This window comes from Aeromonas sp. 160P, assembly GCF_055193095.1.
Window position 1 is genome coordinate 3,275,768 of record NZ_JBUXKV010000001.1, and the last position, 16,530, is coordinate 3,292,297.

A 16,530-nucleotide genomic window follows, 5' to 3' on the forward strand; every position below is an offset into this window, starting at 1 on the left:
CTTCGTGGGTAAGCAAATGGACCAAGACAAACTCAAAGCACTGGCCGCTGAGCTGGCCAAAGACATCAAATCTGAAAAAGATCTCGGCACACTCACCCAACAGCTGATCAAGCTCACCGTTGAGACCGCGCTCAATGCCGAGATGGACGAGCATCTGGGCTACGAGAAACACGCCCCACAAGGCCGCGGGACCGGCAACAATCGCAATGGCTATTCCACCAAGCGCCTAAAAGGCCACCATGGAGAGGTCACCATCCAGGCGCCTCGTGACCGTAACGCCTCCTTCGAGCCTCAGTTTGTCCGCAAGGGTCAGTCACGCCTGACCCAGATGGACGACCAGATCCTCGCCCTCTACGCCAAGGGCTTGAGTACGCGGGATATCGTGGACGCGTTCAAAGAGATGTATGACGCCGACATCTCGGCGGGGCTGGTATCGAAGGTGACCGAACGCGTCATCGAGCAGGTCCACGAATGGCAAAACCGGCCGCTGGATCCGCTCTATCCCATCGTCTATCTGGACTGCATTGTGCTGAAGATCCGCGCGAACCAGAGGGTGATCAACAAGTCGCTCTATCTGGCACTGGGCATCAATATGGAGGGGCACAAGGAGCTGTTGGGCCTGTGGCTGGCCGAGACCGAAGGGGCAAAGTTCTGGCTGTCGGTCTTGACCGAGCTGAAGAACCGCGGCCTGGAAGACATCCTGATCGCGTGTGTGGATGGTCTCAAGGGCTTCCCTGATGCCATTGCCGTGGAATATCCTCAAACCAAGGTGCAACTGTGTATCGTCCACATGGTCCGCAACTCGTTGCGCTACGTCTCCTGGAAGGACTACAAGGCGGTGACGGCTGAACTGAAGCAGATCTACCAGTCTGCGACGGAGCGTGAGGCTAAGCAGGCGCTGGCGGCCTTCGGCGAACGCTGGGATAGCCAGTACCCGCAGATAGCGCGTTCCTGGCAGAGTCACTGGGTTAATCTGATCACGCTGTTCGATTATCCCCCCGCGATCCGGAAGGTGATCTACACCACCAATGCGATCGAGTCACTGAACAGCGTGCTGCGCAAAGCGACCAAACAACGGAAGCTCTTCCCGACCGATGAGTCGGCGCTCAAAGTGGCGTTTCTCGCGATACAGCAGGCCTCCAAGAAATGGACCATGCCGATCCAGAATTGGAAGCCGGCCCTGAATCGCTTTATTATCGAGTTCGGTGATCGCCTGAACGGTCACCTGTAATGGAGTGGGCAGTTACACAGAATTATTTACAGGCTCCATAATTGGGACAGAGCCAAACATAAAGCGGTGCTGACCTGTAGCAAGATCTGCTACATCCAGGGCCGAGTGAATCGCCCCGGCTTATCTAGACACTTTTGAGCCGTTCGAAATATTGCTTCTCACACTCTACTGGCGATAGCCCATTGTTGAAACTGTGCCGACGCTTGGGGTTGTAAAACATTTCAATGTAATCGAACACATCCTGCCGGGCCTCTTCGCGATCCGCATAGGTTTTACGTCGGATCCGCTCGCGTTTGAGGAGCTGGAAGAAACTCTCCGCCACCGCGTTATCATGACAATTGCCACGTCTGCTCATGCTGGCCTTGAGCCGGTGATCCCGCAAAAAATCCTGCCAGTCATAGCTGCTAAACTGGCTCCCTTGGTCAGAATGAACCAGTACTTCCTGTTCGGGTCGCCGTCGCCACACCGCCATCAGTAACGCGCTGATGGCCAACTCTCGGTCGATCCGTGGCCCCATTGACCAACCAATGACTTGTCGTGAAAACAAATCCAATACCGCGGCCAGATAGAGCCAGCCTTCATGGGTTCGAATATAAGTGATGTCCGTTACCCAGACCTTATTTGGCTCAGTCACATCGAACTGGCGTTCAAGATGATTCGGTGCAACCACCGTTGGCCGGCCACCATAATGACCGGGACGGCGACGATAACCGGTTTGTGAACGTAAACCTTCATGACGCATTAATCGCGCCACCCGGTGTTTCCCACAGGTCTCGCCAATCTCTCGCAGGTCGTCCCGGATCTTGCGATAACCATAGACGCCGCCGCTTTCTAGCCAACATTGCTTGATCTGGCCCAGAAGGCGTTGGTCTTCAAGCGCGCGGGCAGATAAAGGCTGGCGCTGCCAGGCGTAATAACCGCTCGGGTGGACATTCATCATCCGACACAGTCGGCGGATGGGATGTGTGGACGCGTGCTCCCAGATGAAGGCGTACCTTACCCGACAGCTTGGCAAAGTACGCGGCGGCCTAATGGGATGGTCTGCTCCATCCACCCCGCTATGCTGTAGCCAGCATCAAGGAGGCTCATCATGACTCAAGCGCAGATTTACATTTACGGGATCGATTTAGGCAAAAATTGGTTTCACCTGGTGGCGATGGATCGCATGGGGCATGTATTGACCAAGCAAAAGCTCACTCGTTCACAACTGAAACAGTTCATCAGTACGACCCCACCCTGTCGGGTCGCCTTCGAGGCATGTCCTGGTTCGCAATACTGGGGGCGCCTGTTTCAACAGGCGGGGTTCGAACCCAAGATTATCCCTGCCCAATTTGTGAAGCCCTACCTCAAATCAAACAAGAATGACTTCAACGATGCTACCGCCATTGCCGAGGCTGGTAGCAGAGGCACTATGCGCTGTGTCCCGTTGAAATCTCATGAGCAACTGGCATTGCAGGCGACTCATCGCGTCCGTCAGCGTTTCATCGTCGAACGTACCGCCACTGTCAATCAGATGCGAGCGTTGCTGCTGGAATATGGGCTCACCGTGCCAGTCGGCAGAAAAGTCTTCGAGCGCTCTCTGCCGACGATCCTTGAAGATGCCGAGAATGGCTTGCCTGACTTTATCCGCGCCCTGGTATTACGCCTGAGAGAACGGTGGCAACAGCTGGATATTCAGATTGATGACATGAGCCTCATGCTCGGACAAGCCTCAAGCGCATCAAGTTTGTGCCAAAAAATCAGTACCGTCCCCGGCATTGGACCGATTGTCTCAACCGCGTTGATTGCCGCGATTGGCAATGGCTCACAATTCAAGAAAGCCCGCGACCTGTCAGCCTGGTTGGGGCTGGTCCCCAGGCAATATTCAACGGGCGGAAAATCTTCGCTCGGCGGGATCAGTAAGCGTGGCAATAGCTATTTAAGGCAAATGGTTATTCAGGGCGCCAAAGCGCTGAAAATTCACATGAAGCGTGACAAATCATCGTTAGGCGAATGGGTCGCTAGGCTGGAGGCCGGCCATCACCATCATGTGGTCCTTATCGCCTTGGCCAACAAGATAATGCGAATTTGCTGGAAAGTACTGACATCCGGCAGGGATTACCAACCCTATCCCAACGCAAGCGCAGCCGTTTAACAGATATAACTCATACCCGGTTTTGCGAGCCAAAAACAGATGACAGAAGCGTTCACCCCACGACGTTGCAGCCTGGCTAAAAAAGCAGTCTCTCATGACTGGTAGCTTTATTAGGACGACGACGTGCGGATCCCATCAAGGCCAGAGCCGGAAAACGGCTCACAGACAGGCCGGATACATTGACGCAAACGACTTCTGGAAATCAGTTCAAGCTTGCAGATAAGGAGCAGACCATACATTTTTTAAGATATCTCGCTCATCAGTGACGCGGCGCAGTTCAGCCTTGAGGCGCCGAATCTCGGCTTGCTGGCTGGAGTCATGCTGTTGCTGCACTTCGGGCTGGCTGTAGCGTTTGAGCCAGGCGTAGAGACTGTGGCTGGAAACACCAAGTCGCTCGGCGACCTCTGCCACTGGGTAATGGCGCTCAGTCACCTGCTTGACGGCGGCCAGTTTGAATTCTTCCGTGTAACGTTGCTGCTTGCTCATAACACCTCCTGAATGACCTCAGTTTGAGGCTCTTGAGGTGTCTAGGAAAGTAGGGGCGATTCAGGCTCCTGTTCTTTCACCCACTGGATCAATCGCTGTTTCTCCGCAGATGTGTACCCACAGCGAGCATTGACCTCTTTGACCCGCTGCAACTTGAGCCCAGCGAAGTAGTTGACGATCCCCTCCTGATGGTTAGCCAGCTAAAAAACAGGGAGAGCTTCTGCAGATACTTGTTGATGGTGGTCGGACTCTTGCCGGAGTTCAGCAGGCCCTCCTTGAACTTGACCACATCCGCTTTCGCATAGTCAGCTGCCGGTCTATCACCCAGCGCCTTGATGAAGCAGACGATGTAGTTCTTTTGGTTGCTGAGCTCTTTCGGTGCCCAGGACAGGGCCTTCTCTTTCAGATAGCGGTCACTCAAGACCGACAGGAGCGGAACAAGCGGTTTAGCCGCCGGAGTCATCGGCTAAGCTACTGATTGCTCTTGTGAGACCGCATTGACGTCTGCAGGCAACTGAATGGGCTTCGCTCTGGAACGCAGACAGGCAAGCAGCTGGGTCACCTTGTGGCGTGCACAAAGCTTGTCTCGGGTATGCAGGGATTTTTTGATCTCTTTACGACGACCACATGGGAGCGTGGTGACTTTCCGGTAATACCAGATGCCGTGGTGAGTGAGCCAGAGATTCATCGATGAGCTCCTTGTCGTCCACACAAAGTGGATGACCAAGGGCTTTAGGAAGGTAACTTATTGAATTGCAGAAACAAGTGGTGGCCCTACCAGCCACATCCCGGCACTCGAGTCCCCCACCTTGGCTGCTACCTTCCGGTCCTGACCAGGTCGACGGGTTATCAATGCGAGAGGACCAATAGGACCACCGGCGAGGAGAATAGGCAAACTGGGCTCTCAATGCAACGGCTTTCTGCCTTCCAATAGTTCGTTTGCCTTATTTTTCAACAATCTGCCGAATGAATCAGCTAAACAGCATGAACTTGGCCCCCACCAGCAGCATCAACAGGGCAAACGCCTGCTTGAGTCGCTTGGGTGACAGGCGGTGTGCCAGTTTGGCGCCAATGCGGGCAAATTGGGTACTGGTCAGCACAATCCCCAGCAGGGCTGGCAGGTAGATGTAGCCAACACTCCACTCGGGCAGGTCGGCATGACCCCAACCGGCATAGAGGTAGCTGAGACTGCCCGCCAGCGCGATGGGCATGCTGCACGCAGCGGACGCGGCCACCGCATTGCGCATCGGTACACTGTTCCAGGTGAGGTACGGCACGGTCAGTGAGCCGCCACCTATGCCAAACAGGGCCGACATCCAGCCGATAATAGTGCCAGCGATACCTGTGCCCAGCGGCCCCGGCATATGGCGCTCCGCTTTGGGCTTGAGGTTAAGCCCCATCTGCAGTGCCATGCTCCAGGCAAAACAGCCGATGATGATATTGAGGGTGCTGACACTGAGCAGATTGGCGGTCATGCCACCCAGCCAGCCCCCGATCAACATGCCAACCCCGAGTCGGCGGATCATCACCCAGTCGACGGCGCCGGCGTCCCGATGGGCCCGCAGCGAGCTGAAACCGGTGAAGATCATGGTCGGCAGCGAGGTACCAAGGGCCAGATGGGTGATGATGTCAGGGTCTACCCCCTGGACGCGAAACGTCATGACCAGCACCGGCACTATGATCAGCCCGCCGCCAATGCCAAACAGCCCTGCCAGCATGCCCGCAAAAGCCCCCAGCAGGAGATATCCCATAAACAGCATAAAAATTCCTGTCATCAACGAAAAATGGCCACAACGGCCCGGCTACAAAAAAGATCCCCATGAAAAAAGAGATGGCCCTTGGGCCATCTCTTTGGGTGCCTGTCAGTTCAAGGGAATGGTACCGTCCATCACCTTGTAGAAGGCCAGTACGGCGCAACCGAGCAGGGCCGCCGTCATCCCCTGCTCCAGCCGGTTAAGGCCGCGCAGACCATGGTGCTGACGCGCCTTCCAATAGATGAAGATGCCCGGGCTATAGAGCAACGCCACCAGCAGCAGATACTCGACCCCGGCAGCATAAACCAGCCAGCAGCCGTAGACGGTCGCCATCAGCGCCAGCATGAGATCCCGTTTGCGCTGATGAGGCTGACCCTCATAGGTCTCCCCTTTCAGGGCCAGCTTCAGGCCATAAGCGCCAGAGAAGACATAAGGCACCAGCGCCGCCGAGGTGGCGATATTGACCAGTGCCAGATAGGTACTGCTCTGGAAGTAGATGATGATGAGGAACACTTGCACCAGACAGGTCGAGCACCAGAGCGACACCTGCGGTGAGCCGTTCTTGTTCTCCTTGGCAAACCAACCGGGGAACACGCCGGTCTTGCCCGCAATGTAAGGCACTTCAGCGGCCAACACGGTCCAGCTCAGCAAGGCACCCATCACCGAAATGACCAGACCGATGTTGATAAGCCAAGCCCCCCAGGGGCCAACCACCGCCTCGAGGATCATGGCGGTAGAGGGGTTTTTGAGGGCGGCGAGCTGGGGCTGACTCATGACCCCCAGCGAGAACAGGGTCACCATCACGTAGAGCGCCAGCGCGCCAAGCAGCGCCAGCACGGTGGCACGGCCTACATCCTTGCGATGACGGGCACGGGCAGAGACCACCACGGCCCCCTCAATCCCGATAAAGACCCAGAGTGTCACCTTCATGGTGGACTTGACCTGATCCATCACGGAGCCCAGCTCCATGTTGTTCTGGCCCCAGATATCCAGGGTGAAGGTCTCCATATTGAACGCCAGCAGCACAGCGACACAAAAGACGATGAGCGGCACCATCTTGGCGATGGTGGTGACAATATTCACCAGCGCCGCAACCTGGATCCCGCGCAGCACCAGCGCATGCACCGACCAGATCAGGATCGAGGCAAGGGTGATGGCGACCGGGGTATTGCCATCACCAAAGATGACGTTATCCGGTGTATCAAAGAAGTAGCTCAGCGCACTGAACACCACGATGGCGTAGGAGACGTTGGCCAGCAGTTGGCAGAGCCAGTAACCCCAAGCCGCGTTGAAGCCGATGAAATCGCCGAAACCGGCTTTGGCATAGCTGAAGATACCGCCATCGAGATCAGGGCGACGCATGGAGAGGTTCTGATAAACCAGCGCGAGACAGATCATGCCAAGACCGGTGATGGCCCAACCCAGGGCAACCGCCCCGGCACTGGCATGAGCAGCAATGTTTTGTGGCAGACTGAAGACCCCGGCGCCGACCATGGAGCCGACCACCAGCGAAATGAGGGCGCCAAGCCCTAGTTTCTTATCCATCTCAATCCTGTCTACTTAGGCGGCGGCAGAGCATCCGTATTCATACTGCGCGCAATATGGGCGGGGGCAGAAATCCAGACCCCGTGAAAAAGGCGGCAACTATATTGCATGACTATTCCGACCGCAATCCCTCGATCCGTCAATCATGCACAGCCTTGACCGCGCGCAATTCTACAGCACTGATCCAGATGGCCTGTGAGCTGGCTCAAATTAACCAAGACTTCTTGATATTTAGCAGTTTCTGCTATGTAGAACTAATCCGGATGAACCCCATGCATCCTCATGCAGCTCTCTGTTGTATAAATAATCTGCATAAAAAAGCCCCGGTGGAAACACCGGGGCCCATGGTGTAAAGCTCTATAAACGCAAACCGCCATCCAGTTCTATCATCCGCCCCGACAGATAATCGTTGGCAACAATAAAGCTCACCGTATCGGCCAACTGCTGCGCCTCGCCAAGGGTACCGACCGGAATGGCCTGCTGCATCCGCGCCATCGCTTCCGGCTTCATCGCCGCCGTCATCTCGGTGGCAAACACCCCGGGGGCGATCCCCATCACCCGAATACCGTGGCGGGCCAGCTCCCGCCCCCAGGTCACCACCAGCGAAGCGACCCCCGCCTTGCTGGCGGCATAGTTGCTCTGGCCAATATTACCAGCCCGGGCAATGGAGGAGATGTTGATGATAACGCCCCCCTGCCCCCCTTGCGCCATCAGCGCCGCCCCTTCGCGACCGCAGAGGAAGGTACCGGTGAGGTTGACATCAATCACGCTCTGCCACTGGGCCAGCGTCATCTTCTCCACCAGCGCCCCCTCTTTCACCTTGATCAGCATGCCATCGCGCAAAATACCGGCGCAGTTGACCAGCCCGTGCAGCACGCCAAAGCGCCCCTTGATAGCAGCAAACGCGGCCTCGACCTCGGCTTCGCTGGCCACATTGCAGACAAACAGCTCGCACTGGCTATCTTGATCGCACTGATCATTCTGACTGCGCACCATGGCGGCGGTCGCCTCCAGATCGGCGCGATTGATGTCGAGCAGCGCCAGCATCGCCCCTTGTGCGCCAAGAGCAAGAGCGATGGCCCGTCCCAAGCCACGTCCGGCGCCAGTAATCACGATGACCTTATCTTTGATATCCATCAATGCTCCTTGTAGCTGGTCGAGGGGAGATGCTTCGAAAAGAGGTGGCCCGTCAGGCGGGATCCTGTTTATCCAGATAGAGTTCGACGATGCTGGAGAAATCCCGACTCCCCTGCCCCTGAGCGGCATGCAGGTTGAACAGGTTGCGAGCCAGCGCCCCCATGGGCACCGCGCTGTGACCGTGCTCGGCGAGCGCCATGGCCAGCCCCAAATCTTTCACCATCAGCCGGGTCATAAAGCCCCCCTGATAGTTGCGGGCGGCAGGCACATTCTCCATCACCCCGGGCCAGGGGTTGTAGCGCTCCAGACTCCAGTTGTTGCCGGAGCTCTTGCCCATGATGGTGGAGAGCACGGCCGGATCCAGCCCCTCCTTCACCCCGAGGGCCAGCGCCTCGGCAGTGCCCGCCATATGGATCGCGAGCAGCATGTTGTTGCACATCTTGGCGATCTGCCCCGCCCCGAGCGCCCCGGCGTGAAACAGGTTCTGCCCCATGCAGGCGAGCAGGGGTTTCGCCGCCTCAAAATCCGCCCCATCGCCGCCGACGATAAAGGTGAGCGTCCCGGCTGCCGCACCGGCAACACCGCCCGACACGGGGGCATCGATAAAGCGTAAACCGCGCTCGCGGGCCGCCTCCCCGACCTGACGGGCTGAGTCGACATCGATGGTGGAGCAGTCGATCACCAGTGCGCCAGCAGGCAATGCCGCCAGCAGATCCTGCCCGCCCCGCTCACCATCGCTCTCGCCCAACCAGAGGGCGCGCACATGCTCCCCCGCGGGCAGCATGCTGAACACCACCTCGCAGCCGGTCACCGCCTCACTGGCATCCCGCACTGCGATGCAACCAGCAGCGATGGCACGCTCGACGCTTTGCGCAACCAGATCAAACACCTGCACCCTGTGTCCCACTTTGGCCAGATTGGCCGCCATGGGGCCACCCATATTGCCGAGCCCGATAAATCCTATCCTTGTCATCGCGCTTGCTCCTTGCGTTGCTGATGGCGGCATCCGCCGGTTGCCAAGGTGCTATCCCTTGCAGGCTAGTGGATTGAGTCCCTGCGGCCAGCGATAAAACTCATCCAGCCACTCCCCCTCCAAAGGCAACTGCTGCCAGCGGGGATTTTTATCCTTGTCGATCAGCAGTGCCCGCACCCCTTCCACAAAATCCCCCTTGAGCACGCAGTTGACCGAGAGGGTCAGCTCCTCGGCAAATACTTCGGCCAGGGAGTGGCGGCGAGCCTGCCAATACTGGCGCCACAAAATGGCGCGGCTGATGGGGCTGCCGGTGCGGCAGATCTGCTGCGCCTGCTGGAGTGCCGCCTCCTGTTGATCAAAACCGGCGCTGAACAGCCGATCCAATACCCCTTGCAACGTGCGCCCCGCCAGCAGGGCATCGATCCTCTGTTGATGGGGCAACAGCACTGGCGCAGGCAAGCGGGCCACCACCTCACGGTGCAACCCCCTGAGCAGCAGATCGATCTGCTCACGGGGATCACCACCGGCAGCCCAGTCGAGCACGGCGAGACGTGACAACAGCGCACTGCGCTCGCCACTGGCGATGGCGTGATCCGCCAACCCTACTCCAAGGGCATCGGCGCCATTGCAGCGGGCGCCAGTCAGACCGAGCCAGAGCCCGAGCCGCCCCGGCATCCGGCTTAAAAACCAGCTCGCCCCCACGTCGGGGTAGAGCCCTATGGTCACCTCCGGCATGGCGAACAGGCTTCTTTCGGTCACCACCCGAAAATCGGCGCCGGCAAACAGGCCAATGCCGCCCCCCATGCAGATGCCGTCCGCCACGCAGATCAAGGGCTTGCGATAACCGTGGATGTGGTGGTCGAGCCGGTACTCCTGCTCGAAAAAGTCGCGGGCATAGCCAAACAGTTCCGCCTCGCTCGCCTCCTGCTTGCGGTAATAGAAGGAGCGAATATCGCCACCGGCACAGAACGCCTTCTCACCCGCCCCCTGCAGCAGCACACAGACGATGGCGGGATCCTGCTCCCAACGGGTCAGCGTCTGTTGCAGGATCTGGATCATCGGCAGGCTCAATGCGTTGAGAGACGCAGGGCTGTCGAGGGTCAACACCCCGATCTGATGGCCATCTTCGGTGGGATGGCAGCTAACCTTGACCGGCTCACTCATAAACGGCTCCGTATGGGTTTATTCTGTTGGGCCATATTGCCAGCGCGGTAAGCGTTTCTCCAGGAAGGCGGCCACCCCTTCACGCTGGTTGGCATCGGTAAAGAGATCGAGAAACAGCGCCCGCTCAAGGGGCAGTGCGGCATCTCGCGGGCCGCTGCGGCCCTGATTGATCAGGGTTTTACAGGCACGCAGGGCGCTCGGGCTCTGACGAGCCACCAGCTGGGCCATCTGGTGCGCCGCCTCCCACCCCTGACCGGTTTTCACCACCTCCTCCACCAGCCCCATCTCGTAGGCCAGCGAAGCACTCACCTTCTCGCCGCAGAGGATCATCCGCTTGGCCCAGCCCGGCCCCACCAGCTCGGTCAGACGCTGGGTGCCTCCTGCACAAGGGAGCAAGCCCACCGATGCCTCCGGCAGCCCCAGCAGCGCCTGCTGCTCGGCAATGCGGATATCACAGGCCAGCGCCACCTCCAGCCCGCCCCCCATGGCATAGCCATTGATGGCGGCGATACTGACCCCGTGAAAACGGGCCAGCGCCTCGAAGGCCTTGCCAAAGGCGTCGACCACCTGACGAGCCAGCTCGACATTCCCCTCGACAAACATATTGAGGTCTGCACCGGCGCAGAAAAATTTGTCGCCCGCACCGCGGATCACCAGCGCCACCACATCGGGGCGGCTGTCGAGCTCCACCATCATCTGCAAAAAGGCTTGCAGGCTGGCGAGGGTCCAGGTGTTGGCAGGGGGATGGTCGAGGGTGATATAGGCAACGTGGCCATGATATTCGAGTCTGATCCTTGTCATAACATTGTCCTTGTCGAGGAAGCTGCAGCCATAATGACAGGCTTGAATGACACCAACCTGTAGCTGGCTCACAAAGCCGAAACCAGCATGGCATGGCGCAAATCGGGTGGCAGGCAACACACCCTTGCTGCGACCACCGGTTAGCCCAGCGACAAGCCGGGATCGGCCAGCAGGCGGCGAGCGATGATGAGTCGCATCACCTCGTTGGTGCCCTCCAGAATGCGGTGTACCCGGGTATCGCGCAGATAGCGCTCGAGCGGATACTCGCGGATATAACCATAGCCGCCAAAGAGTTGTAGAGCCTCATCGCAGACTCGATAACCCACATCGGTGGCAAAACGCTTGGCCATGGCGCACCAGGCACTCTTGTCCGGCGCCCCGCGATCCAGCTTGTCGGCAGCCTGACGCACCAGCAAACGGGCGGCCGCCAGCTCGGTCGCCATGTCGGCAAGGCGAAACTGCACGCTCTGGAATTCGCTGATCGGACGACCAAACTGCTGGCGCTGCTGCACATAAGCCAGCGCATCATCCAGCGCCTGCTGGGCGGTGCCCACCGAACAGGTGGCGATATTGATGCGCCCCCCATCGAGGGCCTGCATGGCGAATTTGAACCCTTCCCCCTCCTCACCCAGTCGGTAGCTGGCGGGAACACGCACTCCGTTGAACGCCACCTCCCGGGTCGGTTGACTGTTCCAGCCCATCTTCTCCTCAGGCTTGCCATAAACAATCCCCGCGCTGTCGGCCGGTACCATAAAGGCGGAGATCCCACTCGCCCCCTCACCACCGGTGCGGGCCATCACCACCAGCACATCGGTACTGCCCGCCCCCGAGATAAAGATTTTGGTCCCCTCGATGAGGTAGCTGTCCCCCTTGCGCACCGCCCGGGTCTTGAGGGCCGCCGCATCGGAGCCCGCCCCGGGCTCGGTGAGGCAATAGGAGCCCAGCAGCTCGCCGCTGGCCAGTTTGGGCACCCACTCCTCGGCGACATGAGCAGGCAACCAGCTGCCCAGCATCCAGCTCACCATGTTGTGGATGGTCAGATACGCAGTGGTCGAGGTACAGCCCATGGCGAGGCGCTCGAAGATGAGGCTCGCATCGAGGCGCGGCAGCCCCAATCCGCCAAACTGCTCCGGGGTATAGAGACCGCAAAATCCGAGCTCGGCTGCCAACTTGATGGTCGGAATAGGAAACTCGTGCTCCTTGTCCCAGCGCGCGGCATGGGGTTTGAGCGCGTCGTCGGCAAAGGCGGCGGCCGCCTCCACATATGCCTGTTGATCATCGGTCAGGGTAAAATCCATCTTGTCGTTCACTCCCTTGTTGCCCCGCGCTTATTGTCCCGCGCTTATTTTCCCGCGTTAGCGCTTTATGACGCGGCGCCCAAACACTGGCCATTCGGATCTGCCACTATGGCGCTGTTGTCGTGGTAGCTGATGACGCTCTCACTACCACCTCTCTATCGACACACAACAGATTAACAATTGATTTACGTTTACGCTAACGTAAACTTGTGGCAGAAGTGAAGTACAAAAATGGACCGACCACTGCCAGCCGTAAAGCCGAGTCAGCCGGTCGAACCAACCTTCCTACCCGACTGTCATGTCCGCAAGAGAGTCATATCCGCAAGGAGAGCATGGATGCAGATGGATGAGACCCTGAATGCCCTGACCGAACAGGTTGCGGCCTTCTGCCAGAAAGTGATCGCCCCGCGCGCCAGCGAGATCGATCAGAGCAACGCCTTCCCCCGTGATCTCTGGCCCCAAATGGGTGAGCTGGGTCTGCACGGCATCACGGTGGCAGAGGAGTATGACGGGGTGAACCTCGGCTATCTGGCCCACGTGCTGGTGATGGAGCAGGTGAGCCGCGCCAGCGCCTCGGTCGGTCTCTCCTACGGCGCCCACTCCAACCTCTGCATCAACCAGATCCACCGCCACGGCACGCCGGATCAGAAAGCGCGCTACCTGCCGCCGCTGGTGAGCGGCGAGCATGTAGGGGCGCTGGCCATGAGCGAGCCGGGTGCGGGCTCCGACGTGGTCAGCATGCGCCTGACTGCGGTGCGCGAGGGCGATCACTTCGTGCTCAACGGCAACAAGATGTGGATCACCAACGGCCCGGATGCAGACACCTTCGTCATCTATGCCAAGACCGATGCCGCCGCGGGGCCCAAAGGGATTTCAGCCTTTATCGTCGAGGCAGGCACTCCCGGTTTCACAACTGCCCAGAAACTCGACAAGCTAGGGATGCGCGGCTCCAGCACCTGCGAGCTGGTGTTTGACAACTGCCGCATACCGCAGGAGAACCTGCTGGGCCCCCTCCACGGCGGGGTCAAGGTACTGATGAGTGGGCTCGACTACGAGCGGGTGGTACTGGCGGCGGGCCCCCTTGGCATCATGCAGGCCTGCATGGATGTAGTGCTGCCCTATGTGCGTGAGCGCAAGCAGTTTGGTCAAGCCATCGGCGAGTTCCAGCTGGTGCAGGGCAAGCTCGCCGACATGTATACCCGTCTGGCCAGCAGCCGGGCACTGGTCTACTCGGTGGCGAGTGCCTGCGATCAGGGCCGTACCAGCCGTAAAGATTGCGCCGCCGCCATCCTGTTTGCCGCCGAAAATGCCACCCAGATGGCGCTCGATGCCATCCAGCTGCTCGGCGGCAACGGCTACATCAACGAATACCCCACCGGTCGGCTGCTGCGGGATGCCAAGCTCTACGAAATTGGTGCCGGTACCTCGGAGATCCGCCGCTGGCTGATTGGCCGCGAGCTGATGGAGGATAACCCATGAGCAGGATCCACTCCCGCCTCGACACGGCGAGCCCGGAATATGCGGCCAATCGGGCCGCCATGCAGGGGCTGGTCGACGATCTCAATGCCCGCATCGCCGAGATCGCGCAAGGGGGCGGCGCGGCGAACAACGCCCGCCATCAGGCCCGTGGCAAGCTGCTGCCCCGCGAGCGCATCAATCAACTGCTGGACTCGGGATCCCCGTTTCTCGAGCTGTCGGCGCTGGCTGGCTGGCAGGTCTATGACGAGCCGGTGCCTGCCGCTGGCATCATCACCGGCATCGGCCGGGTCTCGGGCAGGCTCTGCATGCTGGTGGTGAATGATGCCACCGTGAAAGGGGGTACCTACTACCCGCTGACGGTAAAAAAACACCTGCGCGCCCAGGCCATCGCCGAGCGGCTACGCCTCCCCTGCCTCTATCTGGTGGATTCCGGCGGCGCCTTCTTGCCGATGCAGGATGAGGTATTTCCCGACAGGGATCACTTTGGCCGCATCTTCTACAACCAGGCCCGTATGTCGGCCCAGAACATCCCCCAGCTGGCGGTGGTGATGGGGCTCTGCACCGCTGGGGGGGCCTACGTCCCCGCCATGGCGGACGAGTCGATCATGGTCAAGAGCCAGGCCACCCTCTTTCTGGCAGGCCCGCCGCTGGTCAAGGCTGCCACCGGCGAGGAGATCAGCGCAGAAGCCCTGGGCGGCGCCGAGGTACACTGCGCCCACTCAGGGGTGGCGGATCACATGGCCCGTGACGATGCCCATGCGCTGGCCATCGCCCGTACCCTACTCACCCATCTGGGCAGTGACCATGATCCGATCTCGGGTTTGGCATCGGGCAGCCCAACCTACGATGAACCCGGCTACTCAACGCCCTGTTACCCGATAGAAGAGCTGTACGGTCTGGTGGGCACCAGCCTCAAACGCCCCTACGACGCGCGGGAGCTGATTGCCCGACTGGTGGATGGCTCTGACTTTGACGAATTCAAGGCGCTGTTCGGCACCACACTGGTGACCGGTTTTGCCCGCATTTGCGGCATGGAGGTAGGGGTCCTCGCCAACAACGGTGTGCTGCACAGTGACAGCGCCCAGAAGGGGGCCCACTTTATCCAGCTCTGTAACCGCCGCGCCATCCCGCTGCTGTTTTTGCAGAACATTACCGGCTTTATGGTGGGGAGTAGCGCAGAAAAGGAGGGGATCGCCAAGCACGGCGCCAAGCTGGTCACCGCTGTGGCCTGCAGCCGGGTGGCCAAGATCACCCTGATCGTCGGCGGCAGCTTTGGCGCTGGCAACTACGGCATGTGCGGCCGCGCCTATGAACCCGATTTTCTCTTTAGCTGGCCCAACAGCCGCATCTCTGTCATGGGGGGCGAGCAAGCTGCCGGGGTGCTAGTGCAGGTGCGTCGGGACAAGCTTATGGCCGAGGGCAAGAGCTTAAGCGAGCAAGAGGCGGCCGCCATCCGCGCCCCGGTGATCGAGCAGTATGAGCGCCAGGGTCACCCCTACTACGCCAGCGCCCGCCTCTGGGATGATGGCGTCATCGACCCGGCCCAGAGCCGCACCGTACTGGCGCTGGCACTGGCCGCCTGTCAGGGTGCCCGCATTGAACCCGAGCAGTACGGCATCTTCCGGATGTAAGGAGCAAGCACATGTCCGATCCACTCACTTCCCCAGCACTCAGCACTTCAGCCCAGAACCCGTTTCGGCTGGAACGGCACGGCCCGCTGGCCGAACTGGTGCTGTCGCGTCCGGCCCGCCACAACGCCTTTGATGCCGACCTGATGCTGGGGCTGCTCGACTGCCTCGACGATCTGGCCCATCTCCATGGTCACGATCTTGCCGAACGACCCCATGCCCTGCTGCTGCGGGCAGAGGGCAAACATTTTTGCGCTGGCGCCGATCTCAACTGGATGCGTAATCTGGCCCACGCCGATTTCGAACATAACAGGGAGGATGCCCGGGTATTGGCGCGGCTGATGCAGACGCTGGACGAACTCCCCTTCCCCACGGTGGCGCTGGTGCAAGGGGCCGCCTATGGCGGGGCGCTGGGGCTGATTTGTGCCTGCGATCTGGTGCTGGCCAGCGATGATGCCCGCTTCTGCCTCTCCGAGGTGAGCTTGGGCCTGGTGCCTGCGGTGATCAGCCCCTACGTGGTGCGCACCATGGGGATGCGTCAGGCTCGCCGCTACATGCTCAGTGCCGAGCCGTTCGATGCCATCACCGCCTGTCGGCTCAATGTGGCGCACCAGACCTGCAAACCGGACCAACTGCTGGCGGAAGGGCGGGCGCAAGCCCTGCGTCTGTGCCGCAACGGACCGCAGGCGATGAAAGAGACCAAACGGCTGTTGGCGGCGATAGAGGCCCATCCTTCCCGCCTGCACGAAGAGAAAACCGTCGAGACCATCGCCCGGGTACGGGTGGGGCTTGAAGCCCAAGAGGGAATGCAGGCCTTTTTCGACAAACGCCCCCCCAGCTGGCGCCCCCGTTTCAAGGACGAAGCATGACTCAATACCCCCCTATCAAGCGCCTGCTGAT

The 16,530-nt window shown here is 59.7% G+C and carries 14 protein-coding genes, 1 other RNA gene and 2 pseudogenes; 5 read left to right on the forward strand and 12 right to left on the reverse strand.

Translation table 11 applies throughout. The features are described 5' to 3' along the window. The first annotated feature begins 16 nt into the window (after positions 1-16). A complete protein-coding gene (locus tag ACY8FN_RS15300; RefSeq protein ID WP_463099048.1) occupies positions 17-1,231 on the forward strand; it encodes an IS256-like element ISAs3 family transposase in 1,215 nt (404 codons plus the stop codon). Positions 1,232-1,355: 124 nt separating this feature from the next. On the opposite strand, the pseudogene ACY8FN_RS15305 reads toward ACY8FN_RS15300, so the two are convergent. After that, positions 1,356-2,260, reverse strand: a pseudogene (locus ACY8FN_RS15305) (IS3 family transposase); the annotation flags it as partial. Positions 2,261-2,321: 61 nt separating this feature from the next. Here ACY8FN_RS15305 and ACY8FN_RS15310 point away from each other — a divergent pair. After that, entirely contained in the window at positions 2,322-3,365 is a 1,044-nt protein-coding gene (locus ACY8FN_RS15310; protein ID WP_139692446.1) for an IS110 family RNA-guided transposase, read from the forward strand. 240 nt (positions 3,366-3,605) lie between these two features. On the opposite strand, the pseudogene ACY8FN_RS15315 reads toward ACY8FN_RS15310, so the two are convergent. The 11 genes and pseudogenes from ACY8FN_RS15315 to ACY8FN_RS15365 form a co-directional block, all read right to left on the reverse strand. Further along, positions 3,606-3,851: pseudogene (locus ACY8FN_RS15315) on the reverse strand (transposase); the annotation flags it as partial. An 88-nt stretch (positions 3,852-3,939) separates the two neighbouring features. Beyond that, positions 3,940-4,314 (reverse strand): hypothetical protein, encoded by a 375-nt coding sequence (locus tag ACY8FN_RS15320; RefSeq protein ID WP_463100490.1) that lies wholly within the window; start codon positions 4,312-4,314, stop codon positions 3,940-3,942. Between the two features lie 3 nt (positions 4,315-4,317). Next, positions 4,318-4,539, reverse strand: coding sequence for a hypothetical protein (locus ACY8FN_RS15325; RefSeq protein WP_463100491.1), 222 nt, complete (start codon positions 4,537-4,539; stop codon positions 4,318-4,320). Between the two features lie 84 nt (positions 4,540-4,623). Beyond that, positions 4,624-4,720, reverse strand: an RNA gene (gene ffs, locus ACY8FN_RS15330) — signal recognition particle sRNA small type. Between the two features lie 102 nt (positions 4,721-4,822). Beyond that, positions 4,823-5,611: a sulfite exporter TauE/SafE family protein gene (locus ACY8FN_RS15335; protein ID WP_101324545.1), complete on the reverse strand. Its 789-nt coding sequence runs from the start codon at positions 5,609-5,611 to the stop codon at positions 4,823-4,825. Positions 5,612-5,713: 102 nt separating this feature from the next. Beyond that, positions 5,714-7,150, reverse strand: a complete 1,437-nt coding sequence (gene arcD, locus ACY8FN_RS15340; protein ID WP_463100492.1) for an arginine-ornithine antiporter — start codon at positions 7,148-7,150, stop codon at positions 5,714-5,716. A 357-nt stretch (positions 7,151-7,507) separates the two neighbouring features. Then, positions 7,508-8,287 (reverse strand): SDR family NAD(P)-dependent oxidoreductase, encoded by a 780-nt coding sequence (locus ACY8FN_RS15345; protein WP_463100493.1) that lies wholly within the window; start codon positions 8,285-8,287, stop codon positions 7,508-7,510. 52 nt (positions 8,288-8,339) lie between these two features. Continuing rightward, positions 8,340-9,260, reverse strand: a complete 921-nt coding sequence (mmsB, locus tag ACY8FN_RS15350; RefSeq protein ID WP_463100494.1) for a 3-hydroxyisobutyrate dehydrogenase — start codon at positions 9,258-9,260, stop codon at positions 8,340-8,342. Between the two features lie 51 nt (positions 9,261-9,311). Continuing rightward, entirely contained in the window at positions 9,312-10,424 is a 1,113-nt protein-coding gene (locus tag ACY8FN_RS15355; protein WP_463100495.1) for an enoyl-CoA hydratase/isomerase family protein, read from the reverse strand. Between the two features lie 18 nt (positions 10,425-10,442). Next, the gene (locus ACY8FN_RS15360; RefSeq protein ID WP_463100496.1) at positions 10,443-11,225 is read right to left on the reverse strand and encodes an enoyl-CoA hydratase; all 783 of its coding nucleotides are present in this window, start codon (positions 11,223-11,225) and stop codon (positions 10,443-10,445) included. Positions 11,226-11,365: 140 nt separating this feature from the next. After that, positions 11,366-12,523: an acyl-CoA dehydrogenase family protein gene (locus tag ACY8FN_RS15365; protein ID WP_463100497.1), complete on the reverse strand. Its 1,158-nt coding sequence runs from the start codon at positions 12,521-12,523 to the stop codon at positions 11,366-11,368. A 336-nt stretch (positions 12,524-12,859) separates the two neighbouring features. Between ACY8FN_RS15365 and ACY8FN_RS15370 the strand changes: the two genes are divergently transcribed. The 3 genes from ACY8FN_RS15370 to ACY8FN_RS15380 are packed head-to-tail and all read left to right on the forward strand — an operon-like array spanning position 12,860 to position 16,499. Beyond that, positions 12,860-14,002 carry an isovaleryl-CoA dehydrogenase gene (locus ACY8FN_RS15370; RefSeq protein WP_463100498.1) on the forward strand — a complete coding sequence of 381 codons (1,143 nt, stop codon included), beginning with the start codon at positions 12,860-12,862 and terminating at the stop codon, positions 14,000-14,002. Next, complete coding sequence (locus ACY8FN_RS15375; RefSeq protein WP_463100499.1) at positions 13,999-15,633, forward strand: carboxyl transferase domain-containing protein; 1,635 nt, start codon at positions 13,999-14,001, stop codon at positions 15,631-15,633. The genes ACY8FN_RS15370 and ACY8FN_RS15375 overlap by 4 nt, the downstream gene beginning before the upstream one ends. Before the next feature lie 11 nt (positions 15,634-15,644). Next, on the forward strand, positions 15,645-16,499 hold the full coding sequence (locus ACY8FN_RS15380; protein WP_463100500.1) for an enoyl-CoA hydratase-related protein: 855 nt from the start codon (positions 15,645-15,647) through the stop codon (positions 16,497-16,499). Positions 16,500-16,530: the final 31 nt, after the last annotated feature.

What these genes read in the sequence shown, in the direction of transcription:
- ACY8FN_RS15300 (WP_463099048.1), top strand. Translation starts at nt 17, where the DNA reads ATGGACCAAGACAAACTCAAAGCACTGGCCGCTGAGCTGGCCAAAGAC.
- ACY8FN_RS15310 (WP_139692446.1), top strand. Translation starts at nt 2,322, where the DNA reads ATGACTCAAGCGCAGATTTACATTTACGGGATCGATTTAGGCAAAAAT.
- ACY8FN_RS15320 (WP_463100490.1), bottom strand. Translation starts at nt 4,314, where the DNA reads ATGACTCCGGCGGCTAAACCGCTTGTTCCGCTCCTGTCGGTCTTGAGT.
- ACY8FN_RS15325 (WP_463100491.1), bottom strand. Translation starts at nt 4,539, where the DNA reads ATGAATCTCTGGCTCACTCACCACGGCATCTGGTATTACCGGAAAGTC.
- ACY8FN_RS15335 (WP_101324545.1), bottom strand. Translation starts at nt 5,611, where the DNA reads ATGCTGTTTATGGGATATCTCCTGCTGGGGGCTTTTGCGGGCATGCTG.
- arcD (WP_463100492.1), bottom strand. Translation starts at nt 7,150, where the DNA reads ATGGATAAGAAACTAGGGCTTGGCGCCCTCATTTCGCTGGTGGTCGGC.
- ACY8FN_RS15345 (WP_463100493.1), bottom strand. Translation starts at nt 8,287, where the DNA reads ATGGATATCAAAGATAAGGTCATCGTGATTACTGGCGCCGGACGTGGC.
- mmsB (WP_463100494.1), bottom strand. Translation starts at nt 9,260, where the DNA reads ATGACAAGGATAGGATTTATCGGGCTCGGCAATATGGGTGGCCCCATG.
- ACY8FN_RS15355 (WP_463100495.1), bottom strand. Translation starts at nt 10,424, where the DNA reads ATGAGTGAGCCGGTCAAGGTTAGCTGCCATCCCACCGAAGATGGCCAT.
- ACY8FN_RS15360 (WP_463100496.1), bottom strand. Translation starts at nt 11,225, where the DNA reads ATGACAAGGATCAGACTCGAATATCATGGCCACGTTGCCTATATCACC.
- ACY8FN_RS15365 (WP_463100497.1), bottom strand. Translation starts at nt 12,523, where the DNA reads ATGGATTTTACCCTGACCGATGATCAACAGGCATATGTGGAGGCGGCC.
- ACY8FN_RS15370 (WP_463100498.1), top strand. Translation starts at nt 12,860, where the DNA reads ATGCAGATGGATGAGACCCTGAATGCCCTGACCGAACAGGTTGCGGCC.
- ACY8FN_RS15375 (WP_463100499.1), top strand. Translation starts at nt 13,999, where the DNA reads ATGAGCAGGATCCACTCCCGCCTCGACACGGCGAGCCCGGAATATGCG.
- ACY8FN_RS15380 (WP_463100500.1), top strand. Translation starts at nt 15,645, where the DNA reads ATGTCCGATCCACTCACTTCCCCAGCACTCAGCACTTCAGCCCAGAAC.